This window comes from Streptomyces sp. NBC_00620 (assembly GCF_026341825.1).
Classification (GTDB): domain Bacteria; phylum Actinomycetota; class Actinomycetes; order Streptomycetales; family Streptomycetaceae; genus Streptomyces.
On sequence record NZ_JAPENY010000002.1, the window covers coordinates 530,585 to 544,812 of the forward strand.

General features: G+C 69.5%; 10 protein-coding genes. 5 read left to right on the plus strand and 5 right to left on the minus strand.

Translation table 11 applies throughout. From position 1 onward, the window contains the following. Positions 1-27: 27 nt before the first annotated feature. Positions 28-2,115: a transketolase gene (tkt, locus tag OG246_RS21555; protein ID WP_266465822.1), complete on the minus strand. Its 2,088-nt coding sequence runs from the start codon at positions 2,113-2,115 to the stop codon at positions 28-30. A gap of 377 nt (positions 2,116-2,492) precedes the next feature. On the opposite strand from tkt, the gene OG246_RS21560 reads away from it, so the two are divergent. The 4 genes from OG246_RS21560 (at position 2,493) to OG246_RS21575 (ending at position 6,013) form a co-directional block, all read left to right on the plus strand. Next, complete coding sequence (locus tag OG246_RS21560) at positions 2,493-3,446, plus strand: heme o synthase (protein WP_266470780.1); 954 nt, start codon at positions 2,493-2,495, stop codon at positions 3,444-3,446. A 110-nt stretch (positions 3,447-3,556) separates the two neighbouring features. Further along, on the plus strand, positions 3,557-3,913 hold the full coding sequence (locus OG246_RS21565) for a hypothetical protein (RefSeq protein WP_266465825.1): 357 nt from the start codon (positions 3,557-3,559) through the stop codon (positions 3,911-3,913). A gap of 203 nt (positions 3,914-4,116) precedes the next feature. Next, a complete protein-coding gene (locus tag OG246_RS21570) occupies positions 4,117-5,223 on the plus strand; it encodes an amidohydrolase family protein (RefSeq protein WP_266465829.1) in 1,107 nt (368 codons plus the stop codon). 19 nt (positions 5,224-5,242) lie between these two features. Next, positions 5,243-6,013 carry a nucleotidyltransferase domain-containing protein gene (locus tag OG246_RS21575; RefSeq protein ID WP_266465832.1) on the plus strand — a complete coding sequence of 257 codons (771 nt, stop codon included), beginning with the start codon at positions 5,243-5,245 and terminating at the stop codon, positions 6,011-6,013. Here OG246_RS21575 and OG246_RS21580 read toward each other — a convergent pair. Next, the gene (locus OG246_RS21580; protein WP_266465841.1) at positions 6,000-7,007 is read right to left on the minus strand and encodes a heme A synthase; all 1,008 of its coding nucleotides are present in this window, start codon (positions 7,005-7,007) and stop codon (positions 6,000-6,002) included. The two genes, OG246_RS21575 and OG246_RS21580, sit on opposite strands and share 14 nt — an antisense overlap. A 96-nt stretch (positions 7,008-7,103) precedes the next feature. After that, the gene (locus OG246_RS21585) at positions 7,104-9,551 is read right to left on the minus strand and encodes a hypothetical protein (RefSeq protein WP_266465847.1); all 2,448 of its coding nucleotides are present in this window, start codon (positions 9,549-9,551) and stop codon (positions 7,104-7,106) included. Positions 9,552-9,984: 433 nt separating this feature from the next. Here OG246_RS21585 and OG246_RS21590 point away from each other — a divergent pair, with 433 nt between their 5' ends. Beyond that, the gene (locus tag OG246_RS21590; protein WP_266465885.1) at positions 9,985-11,340 is read left to right on the plus strand and encodes a glycosyltransferase family 4 protein; all 1,356 of its coding nucleotides are present in this window, start codon (positions 9,985-9,987) and stop codon (positions 11,338-11,340) included. On the opposite strand, the gene OG246_RS21595 is transcribed toward OG246_RS21590, so the two are convergent. Both OG246_RS21595 and OG246_RS21600 read right to left on the minus strand, forming a co-directional pair. Next, the gene (locus OG246_RS21595; RefSeq protein ID WP_266465888.1) at positions 11,256-13,358 is read right to left on the minus strand and encodes a glycogen debranching N-terminal domain-containing protein; all 2,103 of its coding nucleotides are present in this window, start codon (positions 13,356-13,358) and stop codon (positions 11,256-11,258) included. The genes OG246_RS21590 and OG246_RS21595 overlap by 85 nt on opposite strands. A gap of 109 nt (positions 13,359-13,467) precedes the next feature. Beyond that, complete coding sequence (locus OG246_RS21600) at positions 13,468-14,184, minus strand: ABC transporter permease (RefSeq protein ID WP_266470782.1); 717 nt, start codon at positions 14,182-14,184, stop codon at positions 13,468-13,470. Positions 14,185-14,228: the final 44 nt, after the last annotated feature.

The following is a 14,228-nucleotide window of genomic DNA, read 5'->3' on the forward strand; positions in this document are numbered from 1 at the left end:
GCATCTCCTACGTGTCGTGTACCAGCGTCAGCGCTGGGCTGCGGCGATCGATTCCCGGGCGGCGGATGCGACGTTCTCGGCAGTGAAACCGAACTCGCGGAAGAGCACCTTGCCATCGGCAGAAGCACCGAAGTGCTCCAGCGAAACAATGCGTCCCGCGTCCCCGACGAACCGGTGCCAGGTGAGACCGATACCGGCCTCGACCGAAACCCGCGCCTTCACCGAAGGCGGCAGCACGCTGTCCCGGTACCCCTGGTCCTGCTCGTCGAACCACTCCACGCACGGCATGGACACGACCCGAGTCGGGATGCCCTCGGCCTGGAGCTGCTCACGCGCCTCGACGGCGACGTGCACCTCGGAGCCGGTGCCGATGAGGATGACCTCGGGCGAGCCGCCCTCGGCCTCGAACAGCACGTAACCGCCCTTGGCGGCATCCTCGTTGGCCTCGTACGTCGGTACACCCTGGCGGGTCAGCGCGAGGCCGTGCGGGGCACCCTTGCCGAACACCTTGGTGTAGCGCTTGAGGACCTCGCGCCAGGCGATCGTGGTCTCGTTGGCGTCCGCGGGACGGACGACGTTCAGACCGGGGATCGCGCGCAGCGAGGCCAGGTGCTCGACCGGCTGGTGTGTCGGGCCGTCCTCGCCGAGGCCGATCGAGTCGTGCGTCCACACGTACGTCACCGGAGCGTGCATGAGGGCCGACAGCCGCACCGCGTTGCGCATGTAGTCGGAGAACACCAGGAAGGTGCCGCCGTAGATGCGGGTGTTGCCGTGCAGCGCGATGCCGTTCATCTCGGCGGCCATCGAGTGCTCGCGGATACCGAAGTGGATCGTGCGGCCGTACGGGTTCGCCTCCGGCAGCGGGTTGTCCGCCGGCAGGAAGGAGCTCGTCTTGTCGATGGTCGTGTTGTTCGATCCTGCGAGGTCGGCGGAGCCGCCCCAGAGCTCGGGGATGACCGCACCGAGGGCCTGGAGGACCTTGCCGGACGCGGCACGGGTGGCGACACCCTTGCCCGCCTCGAACACCGGAAGCTGCGACTCCCAGCCCGCGGGCAGCTCACCCGCGGCGATGCGGTCGAACTCGGCGGCACGCTCAGGATTGGCCGTACGCCAGGCCGCGAAGCCCTTCTCCCACTCACCCTTGGCCTCACGGCCGCGGTCCAGGGCCCCGCGGGTGTGCGCGAGGACCTCCTCGGCGACCTCGAAGCTCTGCTCCGGGTCGAAGCCGAGCACGCGCTTGGTGGCCGCGACCTCGTCGTCGCCGAGCGCCGAGCCGTGCGCGGCCTCGGTGTTCTGCGCGTTCGGGGCGGGCCAGGCGATGATCGAGCGCATCGCGATGAAGGAGGGCTTGTCCGTCACCAGCTTCGCGGCCTCGATGGCGTTGTAGATGGCGTGCGGGTCGAGGTCGCCGTCCGGCTTCGGGGCGATCCGCTGCACATGCCAGCCGTACGCCTCGTACCGCTTGACGGTGTCCTCGGAGACGGCCGTCTCGGTGTCGCCCTCGATCGAGATGTGGTTGTCGTCCCACAGCAGGATCAGGTTGCCGAGCTCCTGGTGACCGGCCATCGAGGACGCCTCGGCGGAGATGCCCTCCTGGAGGCAGCCGTCACCGGCGATCGCGAAGATGAAGTGGTCGAACGGGGACTCACCCTGGGGGGCGTCCGGATCGAACAAGCCGCGCTCGTAACGGCTGGCCATCGCCATGCCCACCGCGTTGGCGACACCCTGGCCGAGCGGCCCCGTCGTCGTCTCCACGCCGGGGGTGTGCCCGTACTCGGGGTGGCCGGGCGTCCTGCTGCCCCACGTCCTGAAGGCCTTGAGATCGTCCAGCTCCAGGCCGAATCCGGCCAGGTACAGCTGGGTGTAGAGGGTCAGGGACGAGTGCCCCGCGGACAGCACGAAACGGTCGCGTCCGGTCCAGTCGGGGTCCGCCGGGTCGTGCCGCATCACCTTCTGGAAGAGGGTGTACGCGGCGGGCGCCAGGCTCATCGCCGTACCGGGATGGCCGTTACCGACCTTCTGTACGGCATCGGCGGCCAGGACGCGGGCGGTGTCCACAGCCCGCTGGTCCAACTCGGTCCACTCGAGGTCTGTGGTGGTCGGCTTGGTGCTCACCCTGGGTCAGGGCTCCTCTCCACATGTTCCACATGTCGAATGCCGGCGCGCGTGCGCCCACCGGCCGTTGTCGAGCCTACCCCCGTAAGTACGTGCGTTTTTTCGAGTCATTCCAGACTGCCGGGAGTCTCCGGGATCCGCCTCCCGACCGGTCCATTCCGCATTCGGCAAGTGAATACGGAGCCGCTCGTCCGAGTGCTCAATCGAGCTTTGACACGCCCGTTGCGCGTGCGTCACCAGGCACCTGGTGCGACGTCCGCCAACACGACCCACCCCCGCGAATGTCGGGGTATGGGCAACGTCTACAGTGGCGTGGTACGCGCGAGCCTTTACGGGGAGTTCACACCCGGGGGCTTGCTGGGATGTCTCTGTCAGGGGTGTGCGTGACGGCCGTCGAATCCCGTCCACCGGGGGTGCTCGGGACGAGCAGCAGCCCAAAACATCGGCCGTTCGGGGCCCGTGTCATGGCTTTCGTGGCGTTGACCAAGCCACGAATCATCGAGCTACTGCTGATCACCACCGTCCCGGTGATGTTCCTGGCCCAGCAGGGGGTGCCCGACCTGAAGCTGGTGCTCCTCACCTGCCTCGGCGGCTACCTCTCGGCGGGCGGCGCCAACGCGCTCAACATGTACATCGACCGGGACATCGACGCGCTGATGGACCGGACCTCACAGCGCCCGCTGGTCACCGGCATGGTCAGCCCGCGTGAGTGCCTGGCCTTCGGCCTCTCGCTCGCCGTGGTCTCCACGCTCCTGTTCGGCCTGACGGTCAACTGGCTCTCGGCCTGGCTCTCCCTCGGCGCGCTCCTCTTCTACGTGGTCGTCTACACGATGATCCTCAAGCGTCGTACATCGCAGAACATCGTCTGGGGCGGCATCGCCGGCTGCATGCCCGTTCTCATCGGCTGGTCGGCGGTGACCAACTCGATGTCGTGGGCCCCGGTCATCCTCTTCCTCGTCATGTTCTTCTGGACGCCGCCGCACTACTGGCCGCTGTCGATGAAGGTGAAGGACGACTACGCGCGCGTGGGCGTGCCGATGCTTCCGGTCGTCGCCTCCAACAAGGTGGTCGCCCGGCAGATCGTCCTCTACAGCTGGGTGATGGTCGCCGTCTCGCTGCTGCTCACCCCGCTCGGCTACACCGGCTGGTTCTACACGGCGGTCGCCCTGGTGGCCGGCGGCTGGTGGCTGTGGGAGGCGCACGCGCTGCAGAACCGCGCCAAGGGCGAGGCGACGGGCGGCAAGCTCAAGGAGATGCGGCTGTTCCACTGGTCCATCACCTATGTGTCGCTGCTGTTCGTGGCGGTCGCGGTGGATCCCTTCCTCCGTTAGGCCCATCTCTTCCGTTAGGCCCATCCGGGATTTCGACGGGCGGGGTGCGTGGTCAAGGCCACGCACCCCGCCCGTCGCCGTTTGATCTACCCGTCGGTAGCATCCTGGCCATGGCAGACACGCAGCAGGTTGACGAGGGCACCGACGCCAAGCAGGCCGCCAAGGCCGAGCGCAGGGCCGCCAAGCTCGCCAAGGAGATCGCCGCCTTCGCCGAGAAGCACGGCGGGGCCGAAGGCCATGTGGAGTACATCGGGCAGCGCGGCGCCCGGATCGTGCTCGTCGGTGCGGACGGTGGCTGGGGCGACCTCGTGGCTCCCGCGTACGCGATCGCCGAGCAGGCCGTGAAGAAGGCCGGAATCACTGTTCATGAAGAGTTCGACGGCGAGTTCGCGGCGAAGGTGAAGACGGGGCCGTACGAGTGGAAGCGGATGGCGGGAATCCAGCTCGGGGCTCCCAGCAACGGTTGAACCAGGCCTCAGGTGCAGCGCCCCGCCAGGGGCGCGGGGAACTGCGCGGCCAGCCACCGACAGCCCGCGGTTTCCGAACCACCGCCACTCCCGAACGGCAGAAACAGCGGAGCGTCTTCGCACGGGGTGTGTGCAAGCAACACCTGATACCCGGTTCACCCGTTAGGACCTGAGAAGGCACGGTCCAGTCGCGGGGAGTCCGGATGATCGAAACGCCGTCCCTGGTGGACCAGTACTGCCACGGCGTACTGAGGACGGAGCTGGGCCTCGGTACCTTCGAGGCCCACCTCGCCAGGACCGAGGGCCCGCCCGCTCCGGGCACCACCTTCTTCGACACCCAGACCGGTTTCGCCGTACGCCGCTGGTGTCCGCCGCTGCTCGGCCTGGAGCCGCACTGTCCGCCCGCCCGCTATCTCGCCCGGCGTCGCGAACTCGGCGTACTGGAGTCGGGCCGCAGGCTGCTGCGCGGCAGTGGCATCACGACGTATCTCGTCGACACCGGGCTGCCCGGCGATCTGACAGGACCCGGCGAAATGGCCACCGCGGGCGCGGCCGACGCGCATGAGATCGTCCGGCTCGAGCTGCTGGCCGAACAGGTCGCCGACACCTCCGGCACGGTCGAGTCCTTTCTCGCCAATCTCGCGGAGTCCGTCCACGGTGCCGCCGCGAACGCCGTGGCCTTCACCTCGGTGGCGGGAGTACGGCACGGCCTGGCGCTCGCGCCCGAGCCGCCGGGGCCGGGAGAGGTACGGGGCGCGGCGGGGCGCTGGCTCGCCCGGCGCCGGGTGGGCGGGGCGCTCAGCGACCCGGTGCTGCTCAGACACCTGCTGTGGATCGCGATCGCCTCAGGCCTGCCGCTCCAGCTCCATGCCGGACTCGGCGAACCGGGCCTGCGCATCGACCGCACCGACCCCGTCCTGCTCACCGACTTCGCCCGCGCCACGGCCGGGCTCGGCACCGATCTGGTCCTCCTGCACGGCTACCCGTACCACCGGCACGCGGCGCACCTCGCCGGGGTCTTCCCGCATGTGTACGCCGACCTGGGCGCCGCGCTGGTGCGCACCGGAGCGCGGGCAGCGGCCGTGTTCTCCGAGATCCTGGAACTGGCGCCCTTCGGCAAGCTCCTCTTCTCCAGCGGCGCACATGGGCTGCCCGAACTCCATGTGGTCGGGGCACGTCTCTTCCGCGAGGCGCTCGCCCGGGTGCTCGGCACGTGGGTCGCCGAGGGCGCCTGGTCGCTGGTGGACGCGCAACGGGTGGCGGGGCTCATCGCGGCCGGGAACGCCCGGCGGGTGTACGGGGTGGAGTGAGCCCTCCAGACTCGCTCTCATGACCGACGCCGCCGACGCCACGGCCCGCCTGCTGGACCGCTTCCTGACCGAGCTGCGCGCCCTAACTCCCGTCGCTCTGTGGGTGCACGGCTCGCTCGCCGGGGGTGACTACCAGGAGGGCCGCAGCGACCTGGACCTGATCGCCGTCCTGGAGGATCCCGTCTCGCTCGCCACGATACGGAGGCTGGTGCGGCTGCACCGACGACTGCGCGTCGACGAGCCGCTCGCCGTGAAGCTGCACTGCAGCTACATGACCCCCGACACCATGGCCGGTGACGAGCGCTCGTACATCACCTGGGCGCACAACGTGCTGATGAAACGGCCGGTCACCCCCGTCACCCGACGCGAACTGCACGCCTTCGGACTCGTCATGCACGGCAAACCGCCCGAGGACCTGCTGCCGCCTGTCCAGGACCGGGAACTCAAGGCCTTCGTCGTACGGGACCAGAAGGAGTTCTGGCGGCCCGCGGTGGACAAGGCCCGGCTCTGGGAGCAGGACGTGTGGGTCGACCTCGGGATGGTCACCTTCGCGCGGGCGACCGTCACCCTGCGGGAGGGGCGGCTGATCTCCAAAGGGGAAGCCCTGGACCTGCTGCCGGGACTGGGCGCGCCCCTCGAGCTGGTCGAGGACATACGACGACGGCGGTACGGGGATCCGGGCCCGCACCCCGACGCGTGGCCGTCCCGCCGGGCCCAGCTGACCAGGGGCTACCTGGGCCCCGCGATCGACGGCCTGGTCACCGCGTACGACGGGTTCACGCGCGCGTGAGCGTCGTTTCGGTGGAAGGGCCCGGCACATCCGCCAGGATCTCCGGCCGTTCGCGCAGCGACAGCAGGACCCGCAGGACCCCGATCCACACCAGGCAGGAGCCGAACATGTGGAGGCCGACCAGGACTTCGGGGAGGTCCGTGAAGTACTGGACGTAACCGATGACGCCCTGCCCGAGGAGGATGAGGAACAGGTCCCGGGTGCGGTCGAGGGGGCCCTTGGGGGCGTCGACGGCCTTGAGGACGAACCACAGGGCGAAGGCCAGTGTCACGACGATCCAGGCCAGCACCGAATGGAGCTTGGTGACGTTCTCCCAGTCCAGCGGGATGCGCTCGACCTCGCTCGAGTCGCCGGCGTGCGGGCCCGCGCCGGTGACGACCGTGCCGAGCGCGATCAGCAGGACGGTCGCGGCGACCAGCACCCACACCATCTGCTGCACCGGCTTGCCGACGAGGGGGCGCGGCTCGGCGTCGCCCTCGCGGGTGCGCTGCCACATCAGGGTGGCGACGGCGATGAGCGCGGTGGAGAGGAGGAAGTGGGCCGCGACCGTATACGGGTTGAGGCCCACCAGCACGACGATGCCGCCGAGCACCGCGTTGCTCATGACGACCCAGAACTGCGTCCAGCCCAGCCGGGTCAGGCCACGCCGGTACGGCTTCCGCGAGCGCGCCGCGATGATCGCCCAGCCGACCGCCGCGCACAGCACGTACGTCAGCATGCGGTTGCCGAACTCGATGACGCCATGGACGCCCATCGCGCTGGTCGTGGTGAGCGAGTCGTCGGTGCACTTGGGCCAGGTCGGGCAGCCGAGGCCCGAACCCGTCAGCCGTACGGCACCGCCGGTGACCACGATCACCACCGCCATGACGAGCGCGGCCAGAGCCGCCCGCCGCACCGTCCCCTTCGTCGGGGTCCAGCGTTCGGCGATGAAGGCGAGCGGGTTGCGCACGGCGGCTACGGCGTCGGCTCGGGTCACGTTTGGCACGGGCTCCATGCTAGGCGGGGGCTTGTGCATGAATTCACGCGGGGTGGGCATGTCCGGACAGATCGCGTGCTCGGCTCTTGGGCCGGCTCTTGGACCGGATGACGGCTACGTGTGCGTGGGTGTCCCGCCCCCGATCGCGTCCTTGATGTCCTGCGCACGGGTGCGGAAGTCCGCCGCCCGCTGCGCGTCCGTGGTGCACAGGGCCAGCCGCTCGTACACGGCGCTCAGTGAGGGATGGACGTCGCCCAGCCGTCCGCGGATGATGCGCTCCGCTTCGTGCAGGGTGTCCTGCGCGCCCGGTCGGTCACCGGCGGTGAGCAGCACGGGGCCCAGTCGGGAGAGCGTCTTGGCCCGGTAGTGGTGCCCGCGTCCGTATCGCGCGACGTAGATGCCTTCGGCCTCGCGCAGCGTCCGCAGGGCCTGTGCCGTCCGGCCCTGCGCATGTTGCAGGGAGCCCAGCTTGTTGAGGCAGGCGGCGTATTTGTGGTCCTCGGCCTCGCGACGCTTGCGGTGCAGCTCGACGACAGGGGCCAGCAACTCGGCGGCTTCCCGCAGGCGTGCACGTGAGTCCTGGCGCAGGCGCCGCCACAGCAACGGGTTGTAGGTGTCGCGGGCGCGGGCACGGAGTTCCTCGCCCTGGCGGCGGCGTACGTCCGCGAGGAACTTGGCGACCTGGGAGGTCTCGAAGTCGTCGGCGCCGCGGTTCGCCCGGAAGGCCGAGAGTGCTTCGGACAGCTCCCGCTCGGCGGTCTCCAGATCGCCGCGGTCCTGCGCCACGATGCCGGTGTCACGCCGGAGCATGGCCCTGAAGACCAGATGCTCCCGGGGTTCCTCACTGCCCCGGCGCGGGATCCTGCCGGTGGCTCGCTCGTAGCAGCCGAGCGCCTTGGTGAGCTGGCCGGCGTTCCTGTGGATCATGCCGGCCTCCTGCTCGGCGATGGCCCAGTCGAGCCCGTCCCACTCGGCGCCGTGGCGCTCGTAGATGTCGATCGCCTGTTCCACGGCTTCCAGTGCCTCGGTGAACTGGGTGTCCTCGCGCAGAATGCCGCCGAGCTGCCTGAGGCACTGCGCCCGCAACGGGAGGAAGGCGGGATCGTCCAGCCGCTGCAGACACTGGTCCAGTGCCAGTCGGCACTGCGCCTCGGCGTCGTCGAGGTGCGCCAGCAGATAGTGCTGGCGGGCCACGGCGAGCTGCGCGGTGGCGAGCCCCAGGGCGTCGTCCTGGAGGGTTTCGCGGAGTGCCGCCTCCTTCTCGAAGTACTCCAGGGCGTGCACCCAGTCGCAGCGGTGCTCCTGGTAGACACCGACGCGGTGCAGCAGCCTGGCCAGGGCCTTGGGGTCGCGGGCCGCCCCGTACTCCTGGTCGTCCGTGTCGGCTCCCCACACCAGCTCGGCCGACACCGCCTCGACATGCGGCATCAACGTCTCACAGGCGGCACGCTCGTCCAGCAGCTCGGGCGCCCTGGGGAACGCGGCTTCCAGCAGTTGGACCGCGGACTGTGACCAGAGCAGCCTGGCCTGGGTGTCCATGCCCTCACGGACGAAGAACTGGACCTGCGGATGCATGGCGTAGATGACGCTGGCCACCCGGCTGTCCCCGCTGCGGCTGAGCAGCGAGTGGTTGGACAGGCGCCGGACCACCCGGTTGAAAGCGGCCTGGTCCTCCATCACTTCCCTCAAGGGCGAGGGGATCACCAGGGGATGGCGCAGCAGCATGTCCTGCCGTACGTCCTCCGACGCGAGGAAGGAGCACAGCCGCATGAGGTCCTCGGCGACCGGCTCGGCGGAGACGATCCGTTCGATCGAGAGCCGGAAGGTGGCTGCGGCGCTGCTGACGGGATGGCCGGGGAGCCGGCGCAGATACTCCTTCACGGAGATCTCGGCATCCGCGATGTACGCCCCCGCCTGGTCCAGGGCGAGGGGCAGCCAGTGCAGTTGGGTGCCCAGCTCGACCAGCGCCCTCTCGTCGTCCTCGGCGCCGATCCGCTTGCTGAGGAGGGCGAGTCCGTCGTCCGCGTTCAGGTCGGGCAGCGCGATCCGCTCGACCGAGTGGGCGGGGAGGTTCTCCCAGCCCTCGCGCCGCTGCGTGGTGATGAGTACTTCCCCGTGTCCCGTCCTGGGCAGGAGTGAGGGCCGCGCGTCGTTCGTCTGCTCGTTCAGCGGGCCCAGGCTGTCGTCCTGCGCGTCGTCGTAGACGAGGACCCAGCCGGGGGTGTCGCGCAGCCGTCCCCAGAGCCGGTTGAGCATCACGCTCTTGGAGTTGTGCTCCGGTATACCCAGACACGCGGCGAGTTCCAGCAACTCGCCCATGAGCCGTTCGTAACTGGAGGCGTGGAGCCACCAGACGAGCGAGCGGTGCTGCCGCAGGCGGCCGTCGGCATACGCGGCGGCCAGCTGGGTCTTGCCCAGCCCGGCCCGTCCGTGCACCACGCAGACCCGCATTCCACTGTTGCGCTCCCTCGGCCTCAACGCCTCTGAGACCGCCTTGAGTTCGTCGCTACGACCGGTGAAGTAGCGCGACAGGGTGGGGAGATTGGGCGGAGGTACGTACATCGGGTCATGGTCCGCGCTGCCAATGGCGGAGGGGCCGGGGCGGGAGCGATGCACGAAGTAACCGGAAATCGCCGAAACGCCGCCCAGGGCACCGGCACTTGAGGCCAGGAATATCAGGGGGGTGCCATGAGTGTCCTGCGCGAGAACGGACAAAAAAACCGCCCCTGCCCCGGTCAGGGAGCTGAGAGCGGTGTTGAAGCGACGCCGGGCTACGAGTGAGCCGTTGCGGTCGCCTAATGCCCAAGGCATCACCCGTATCGTCCGTATCGCCATAGTGCCCCCCGGTCGCCGTGCGTGTACTACAGTCCATTGTCCTCGCCGGTGGCGCACGCAACCAGGCAACCGCACGGAACCAAGCCGCGTCTATCAGTGTCCTCATCCTGTACTAGTCGTTGATTCTGCGTTTCGGGCATCTACGACTCGCGGAGGCGCGGTGGGCCAGCAGCAGGCAGGATCCGATGAGGAAGCCGATGCCCAGCAGGGGCAGAAGCTGCACATCGGGCTGGTCCACTGGTCGTTCCCACCCGTCGTCGGTGGGGTGGAAACCCATCTCTGGGACTACTCCAAGGCGTTGGCGCGCCGGGGCCATCGGGTCACCGTGTTCACCGGATCGGTCGGCGCCCATCGGCCGTGTGACGGCGTAAAAGTGATCCGGCACAAGATGCTCGATCTGTCGGCCGGACATGAGGACAACGAAGCGACTCTGAAGGAGCTGCGCGAATGGTTCCGCAGCCGGCTCACTTCGCCCGGGGACCCCATCCGGCTGATCCACGGCCACAACCTGCACCACTTCTCCAGCGCCCCCGCACGTGCCCTGAAGGCTCTTCAGAGCGAACTGAACCTCGTACTGCTGCACACCTACCACAGCATCTGGCGCACCGACGAGGGTGAGCGGATCGCAAGGGAGTGCGCCGTTTGGGACGTCCATCATGCGGTGTCGGATTTTCTCGTCAAGGAGTGCCGCGAGGTGCTGCGGCAGGGTGCCAAGCGCACCGATCTGGAAGTGGAACGCACCTATCTGGGGGTGGACACGCGCCAGTACGAGAGCATTCCGGAGGTCGAGGAAGAGCCCGGTCGTCATCCGGTCGTTCTGCTGCCGGCCCGGCTCATCCCCAACAAGGGCGCCGATGTGGCGATCTTGATGCTGAAGCTCCTCGTCGAGCGTGCGAAGGGGTGCAGGGGGAAACTGGCGTTGCTGCGTCCTCGGCTGGTCCTCACGGACCCGTTCGAGACGGTCGACTTCCACGGTGAGCGCGGTCAGTTCCGCGGCAAGCTGTCCAAGCTCGTCGAGGTGTGCGAGCTTTCGGAAGGGCCAGGGCAGGACGTCGAGTTCAGGCCGGCCGGTATTGAGGACATGCGGAAGCTGTACCAGGAGGCCACCGTCGTGGTGTACCCCTCGCGTTTCGACGAGCCCATGGGCCTCGCCCCCCTGGAGGCGATGTGCGCGGCCCGCCCCGTGGTGGCCACCGGTGTGGGAGGCCTGGGTGAAGGCGGCAGCGCACTGGTCACCCCCGACCAGGACGCGGAGAAGCTGGCGTCCCGCCTCGCCGACGAGTTGTGGCCCCTGCTCACTGAGCCCTCGCTGGCCAGGAAGGCCGGATACATGGCCCGCGAGCACGTCCGCGACCGCTTCGACCTGGAGGAGGTCTACGTCGACCCGATGCTCGACGAGTACTGGACGCTCCTGGCGACAGGCCCTGGCCCCTACAAAGGGGACACCCGCCAGCCCTCCGGCAGCCCCGAGACCCTCGCCTCGCCCTCCCTGTCCACTTCCACGGTCAGTCGCTGACCCGCAAGGACCAGCCCACGTACCGTCATCGGCCACTGCGGTACCGGGCGTACGCGCAGTGTTCGGCTGCTGACGTCGGGCTTCAGGCCGAGCAGGGCGGACAGTACCGCCACCCCCGAGGCCGCCGACCAGCCCTGCGGGCGGCAGGCGGCCGGGTAGGCGAGCGGGGCGGGGGAGTCATCGGTGCGGGCGTCGCCCGCGTACAGCTCGGGCATGCGGTACGAGAAGTAGGTGGCGGCGTCCAGGAGGCCGTCCACGAGTTGGCTGGCCTCCTCGTGGCGGCCGGTCGCGCACAGGCCCTGTATGGCGATCGCGGTGTCGTGGGTCCACACCGAACCCCCGTGGTAGCTCAGCGGGTTGAAGCCGGGCACGGCGGCCGAGCGGCTGCGCAGTCCCCAGCCGGAGTTGAGCTTGTCGTCCGCCAGCCAGGCGGCGATATCGCCGGGGCCGTCGGGATCGAGGATGCCTGTTGACAGCAGCTGGCCCATGTTCGACGCCGGACCGCTCACCGGCGTGAGTCCCTGGCCCACGGCGATGGCCACGTAGCGTGACGCGGGGCCGTTCCGGGTGGGTATCCAGAAGGAGTCGGCGAAGCGTTTCCGAAGGGAATCCGCCCAGGCGAGCAGGCTTTGGGCGGCCTCGCGTTGGCCACGGCTGTTCAGCAGTGAGGCGAGGCCCACGGCAGCCTCGTACGCGTATCCCTGTACTTCGCAGAGAGCCAGTGGGGGTTCGATGTGCCTGCCCTCGGCGTCGCGTACCGCGTCGTCGCTGTCCTTCCATGACTGGTGGCGCAGGCCTCCGGCGCGCGGGTAGTAGCGCAGCAGGCCGTCCTCGTCGCGGCTGCTGGACTTCAGGACCCAGTCCATGGCGCGTTGCGCGTGGGGCAGCAGGGCGGTCACGTCCTCGTCGGACAGTCCCCAGTGCCAGGCCTCGACGAGCAGCGTCACGAAGAGCGGTGTGGCGTCCACCGATCCGTAGTAGTACGCGGGTAGGAACAGGCCGTGGCCGTGCTGGGCCTCCGCCGGACGCAGTTCGTGCAGGATCCGCCCCGGCGCTTCCTCGCGGTAGTGGTCGTGCACTCGCCCCTGTCGGCGGGCCAGTGCCCAGAGGGTGCCGCGGGCCAGGTCCGTGCCCAGCGGCAGCATCATCCGTGCCGACCAGATCGAGTCCCGGCCGAAGAGCGTGAGGTACCAGGGGCAGCCCGCGGCGATGAACTGGTCCTCGGGTCCGGTGTCGGCGGTGCGCTGAGGGTCGGCGAGGCGCAGCGCACGGAGATCGCCGAGCCCCCGTCTGACCAGCCCCATGAGCCGCCGGTCGCCGGCGACCACCGGGTCGTTCCAGGGAGCGGGGGTGGTGGGGGCCACGGGGTGTCCCGGAGGTGTCGGCACCGCGCGGCCGGTGACGGCGAGTTCGACCTGCCAGCTCTCTCCCGGTCGCAGTACCACCAGGGGCCAGGTCATGGTTCCCCCTTCCGGGCCCCCGGAGGTCTCGGGCCTCGGGCCGGTCACGACGGTGATCCGGGCACGGCCGCTGGGGGAGCGCCAGGCGAGAGAGGCCCGGGCCGCCGCGCAGCGCAGTACCGGGCGGCTGTGCCCGCGCTTGACGTCGGCGATGTCCGCGAGGTCCGACGCGGCGGCCAGCTGTACGTGTAATCGGCGTTCGGCGGTGCCGATGTTGCGCAGGGATATGGTCTCGCCGCTGCCTGCGGTGCGGATGCGCTCGACGATCAGCGTCGGGTCGTCGGTCCGGTCCCGTGGGTAGCGGTGGACGGCGGTGAACCTGACCTGGTGCGGGCCCAGGGGCTGGACACCTATGGGTTCGGGTTCGCGCTCGTCCAGGAGCAGGCAGAGCGTGTGCAGCAGACGGCGGTCGTGGTCGTAGAAGCCCTCTGCCCGTATGCCTCTCAGCTGCCCGTCACGGGACGAAGCGGCGAAGGCCGGGGCGGCGACACAGAAGACGACGTCGTGCAGCAGCGGTTGTAGAGCACGCTGACTCGAAGCTTCCACGGACTCGAACACGGAGCGTCTCTTCCCACTCCGTACGAACGTCACTCCCGCGAGACGGCAGGACGGCCGGACGCCGTTCTCCCCCGGGGGGCGTCACTCCCACGCGGTTCCCTCAGGGGCGTCACTCCCAGCGGAAGAACTTCCCCGCCGCCCCCAGCCCCACGACCGCCCACACCGCCAGGATCCCCAGGTCCCCCCACGGCATCCCCGCCCCGTGCTGCAGCACATCCCGCAACCCGTCCGACAGGGCCGAGATCGGCAGCAGGCCGAGGGCGTCCTGGGCGCCGGAGGGGAACTTGTCGAGGGGGACGATCACGCCGCCGCCGACGAGGAGGAGCAGGAAGACCAGGTTCGCGGCGGCCAGGGTGGCCTCCGCCTTCAGGGTGCCGGCCATCAGCAGGCCGAGGCCCGAGAAGGCGGCGGTGCCGAGGATCAGGAGGAGCAGGACGGCGAGGGGGTTGCCGTGCGGGGACCAGCCGAGGGCGAGGGCGATCACCGTCAGCAGGAGCACCTGGAGGATCTCCGTGACCAGGACCGACGCCGTCTTCGCGGTCATCAGGCCCCAGCGGGGGAGCGGCGAGGCGGCGAGCCGCTTCAGGACGCCGTAGCGGCGCTCGAAGCCCGTCGCGATCGCCTGGCCCGTGAACGCCGTCGACATCACGGCGAGCGCGAGGATGCCGGGGGCCAGGAAGTCGACCGCCTTGCCGGAACCCGTGTCGACGATGTCCACCGCGCTGAACAGGACCAGCAGGAGTGTGGGGATGACGACCGTGAGAAGGAGCTGCTCGCCGTTGCGGAGCAGCATCTTCGTCTCGAGGACGGCCTGTGTGGCGATCATCCGGGGGAGCGGGGCCGCCCCGGGCTTCGGGGTGTACGTACCGG

What these genes read in the sequence shown, in the direction of transcription:
- OG246_RS21565 (WP_266465825.1), top strand. Translation starts at nt 3,557, where the DNA reads ATGGCAGACACGCAGCAGGTTGACGAGGGCACCGACGCCAAGCAGGCC.
- OG246_RS21570 (WP_266465829.1), top strand. Translation starts at nt 4,117, where the DNA reads ATGATCGAAACGCCGTCCCTGGTGGACCAGTACTGCCACGGCGTACTG.
- OG246_RS21575 (WP_266465832.1), top strand. Translation starts at nt 5,243, where the DNA reads ATGACCGACGCCGCCGACGCCACGGCCCGCCTGCTGGACCGCTTCCTG.
- OG246_RS21580 (WP_266465841.1), bottom strand. Translation starts at nt 7,007, where the DNA reads ATGGAGCCCGTGCCAAACGTGACCCGAGCCGACGCCGTAGCCGCCGTG.
- OG246_RS21585 (WP_266465847.1), bottom strand. Translation starts at nt 9,551, where the DNA reads ATGTACGTACCTCCGCCCAATCTCCCCACCCTGTCGCGCTACTTCACC.
- OG246_RS21600 (WP_266470782.1), bottom strand. Translation starts at nt 14,184, where the DNA reads ATGATCGCCACACAGGCCGTCCTCGAGACGAAGATGCTGCTCCGCAAC.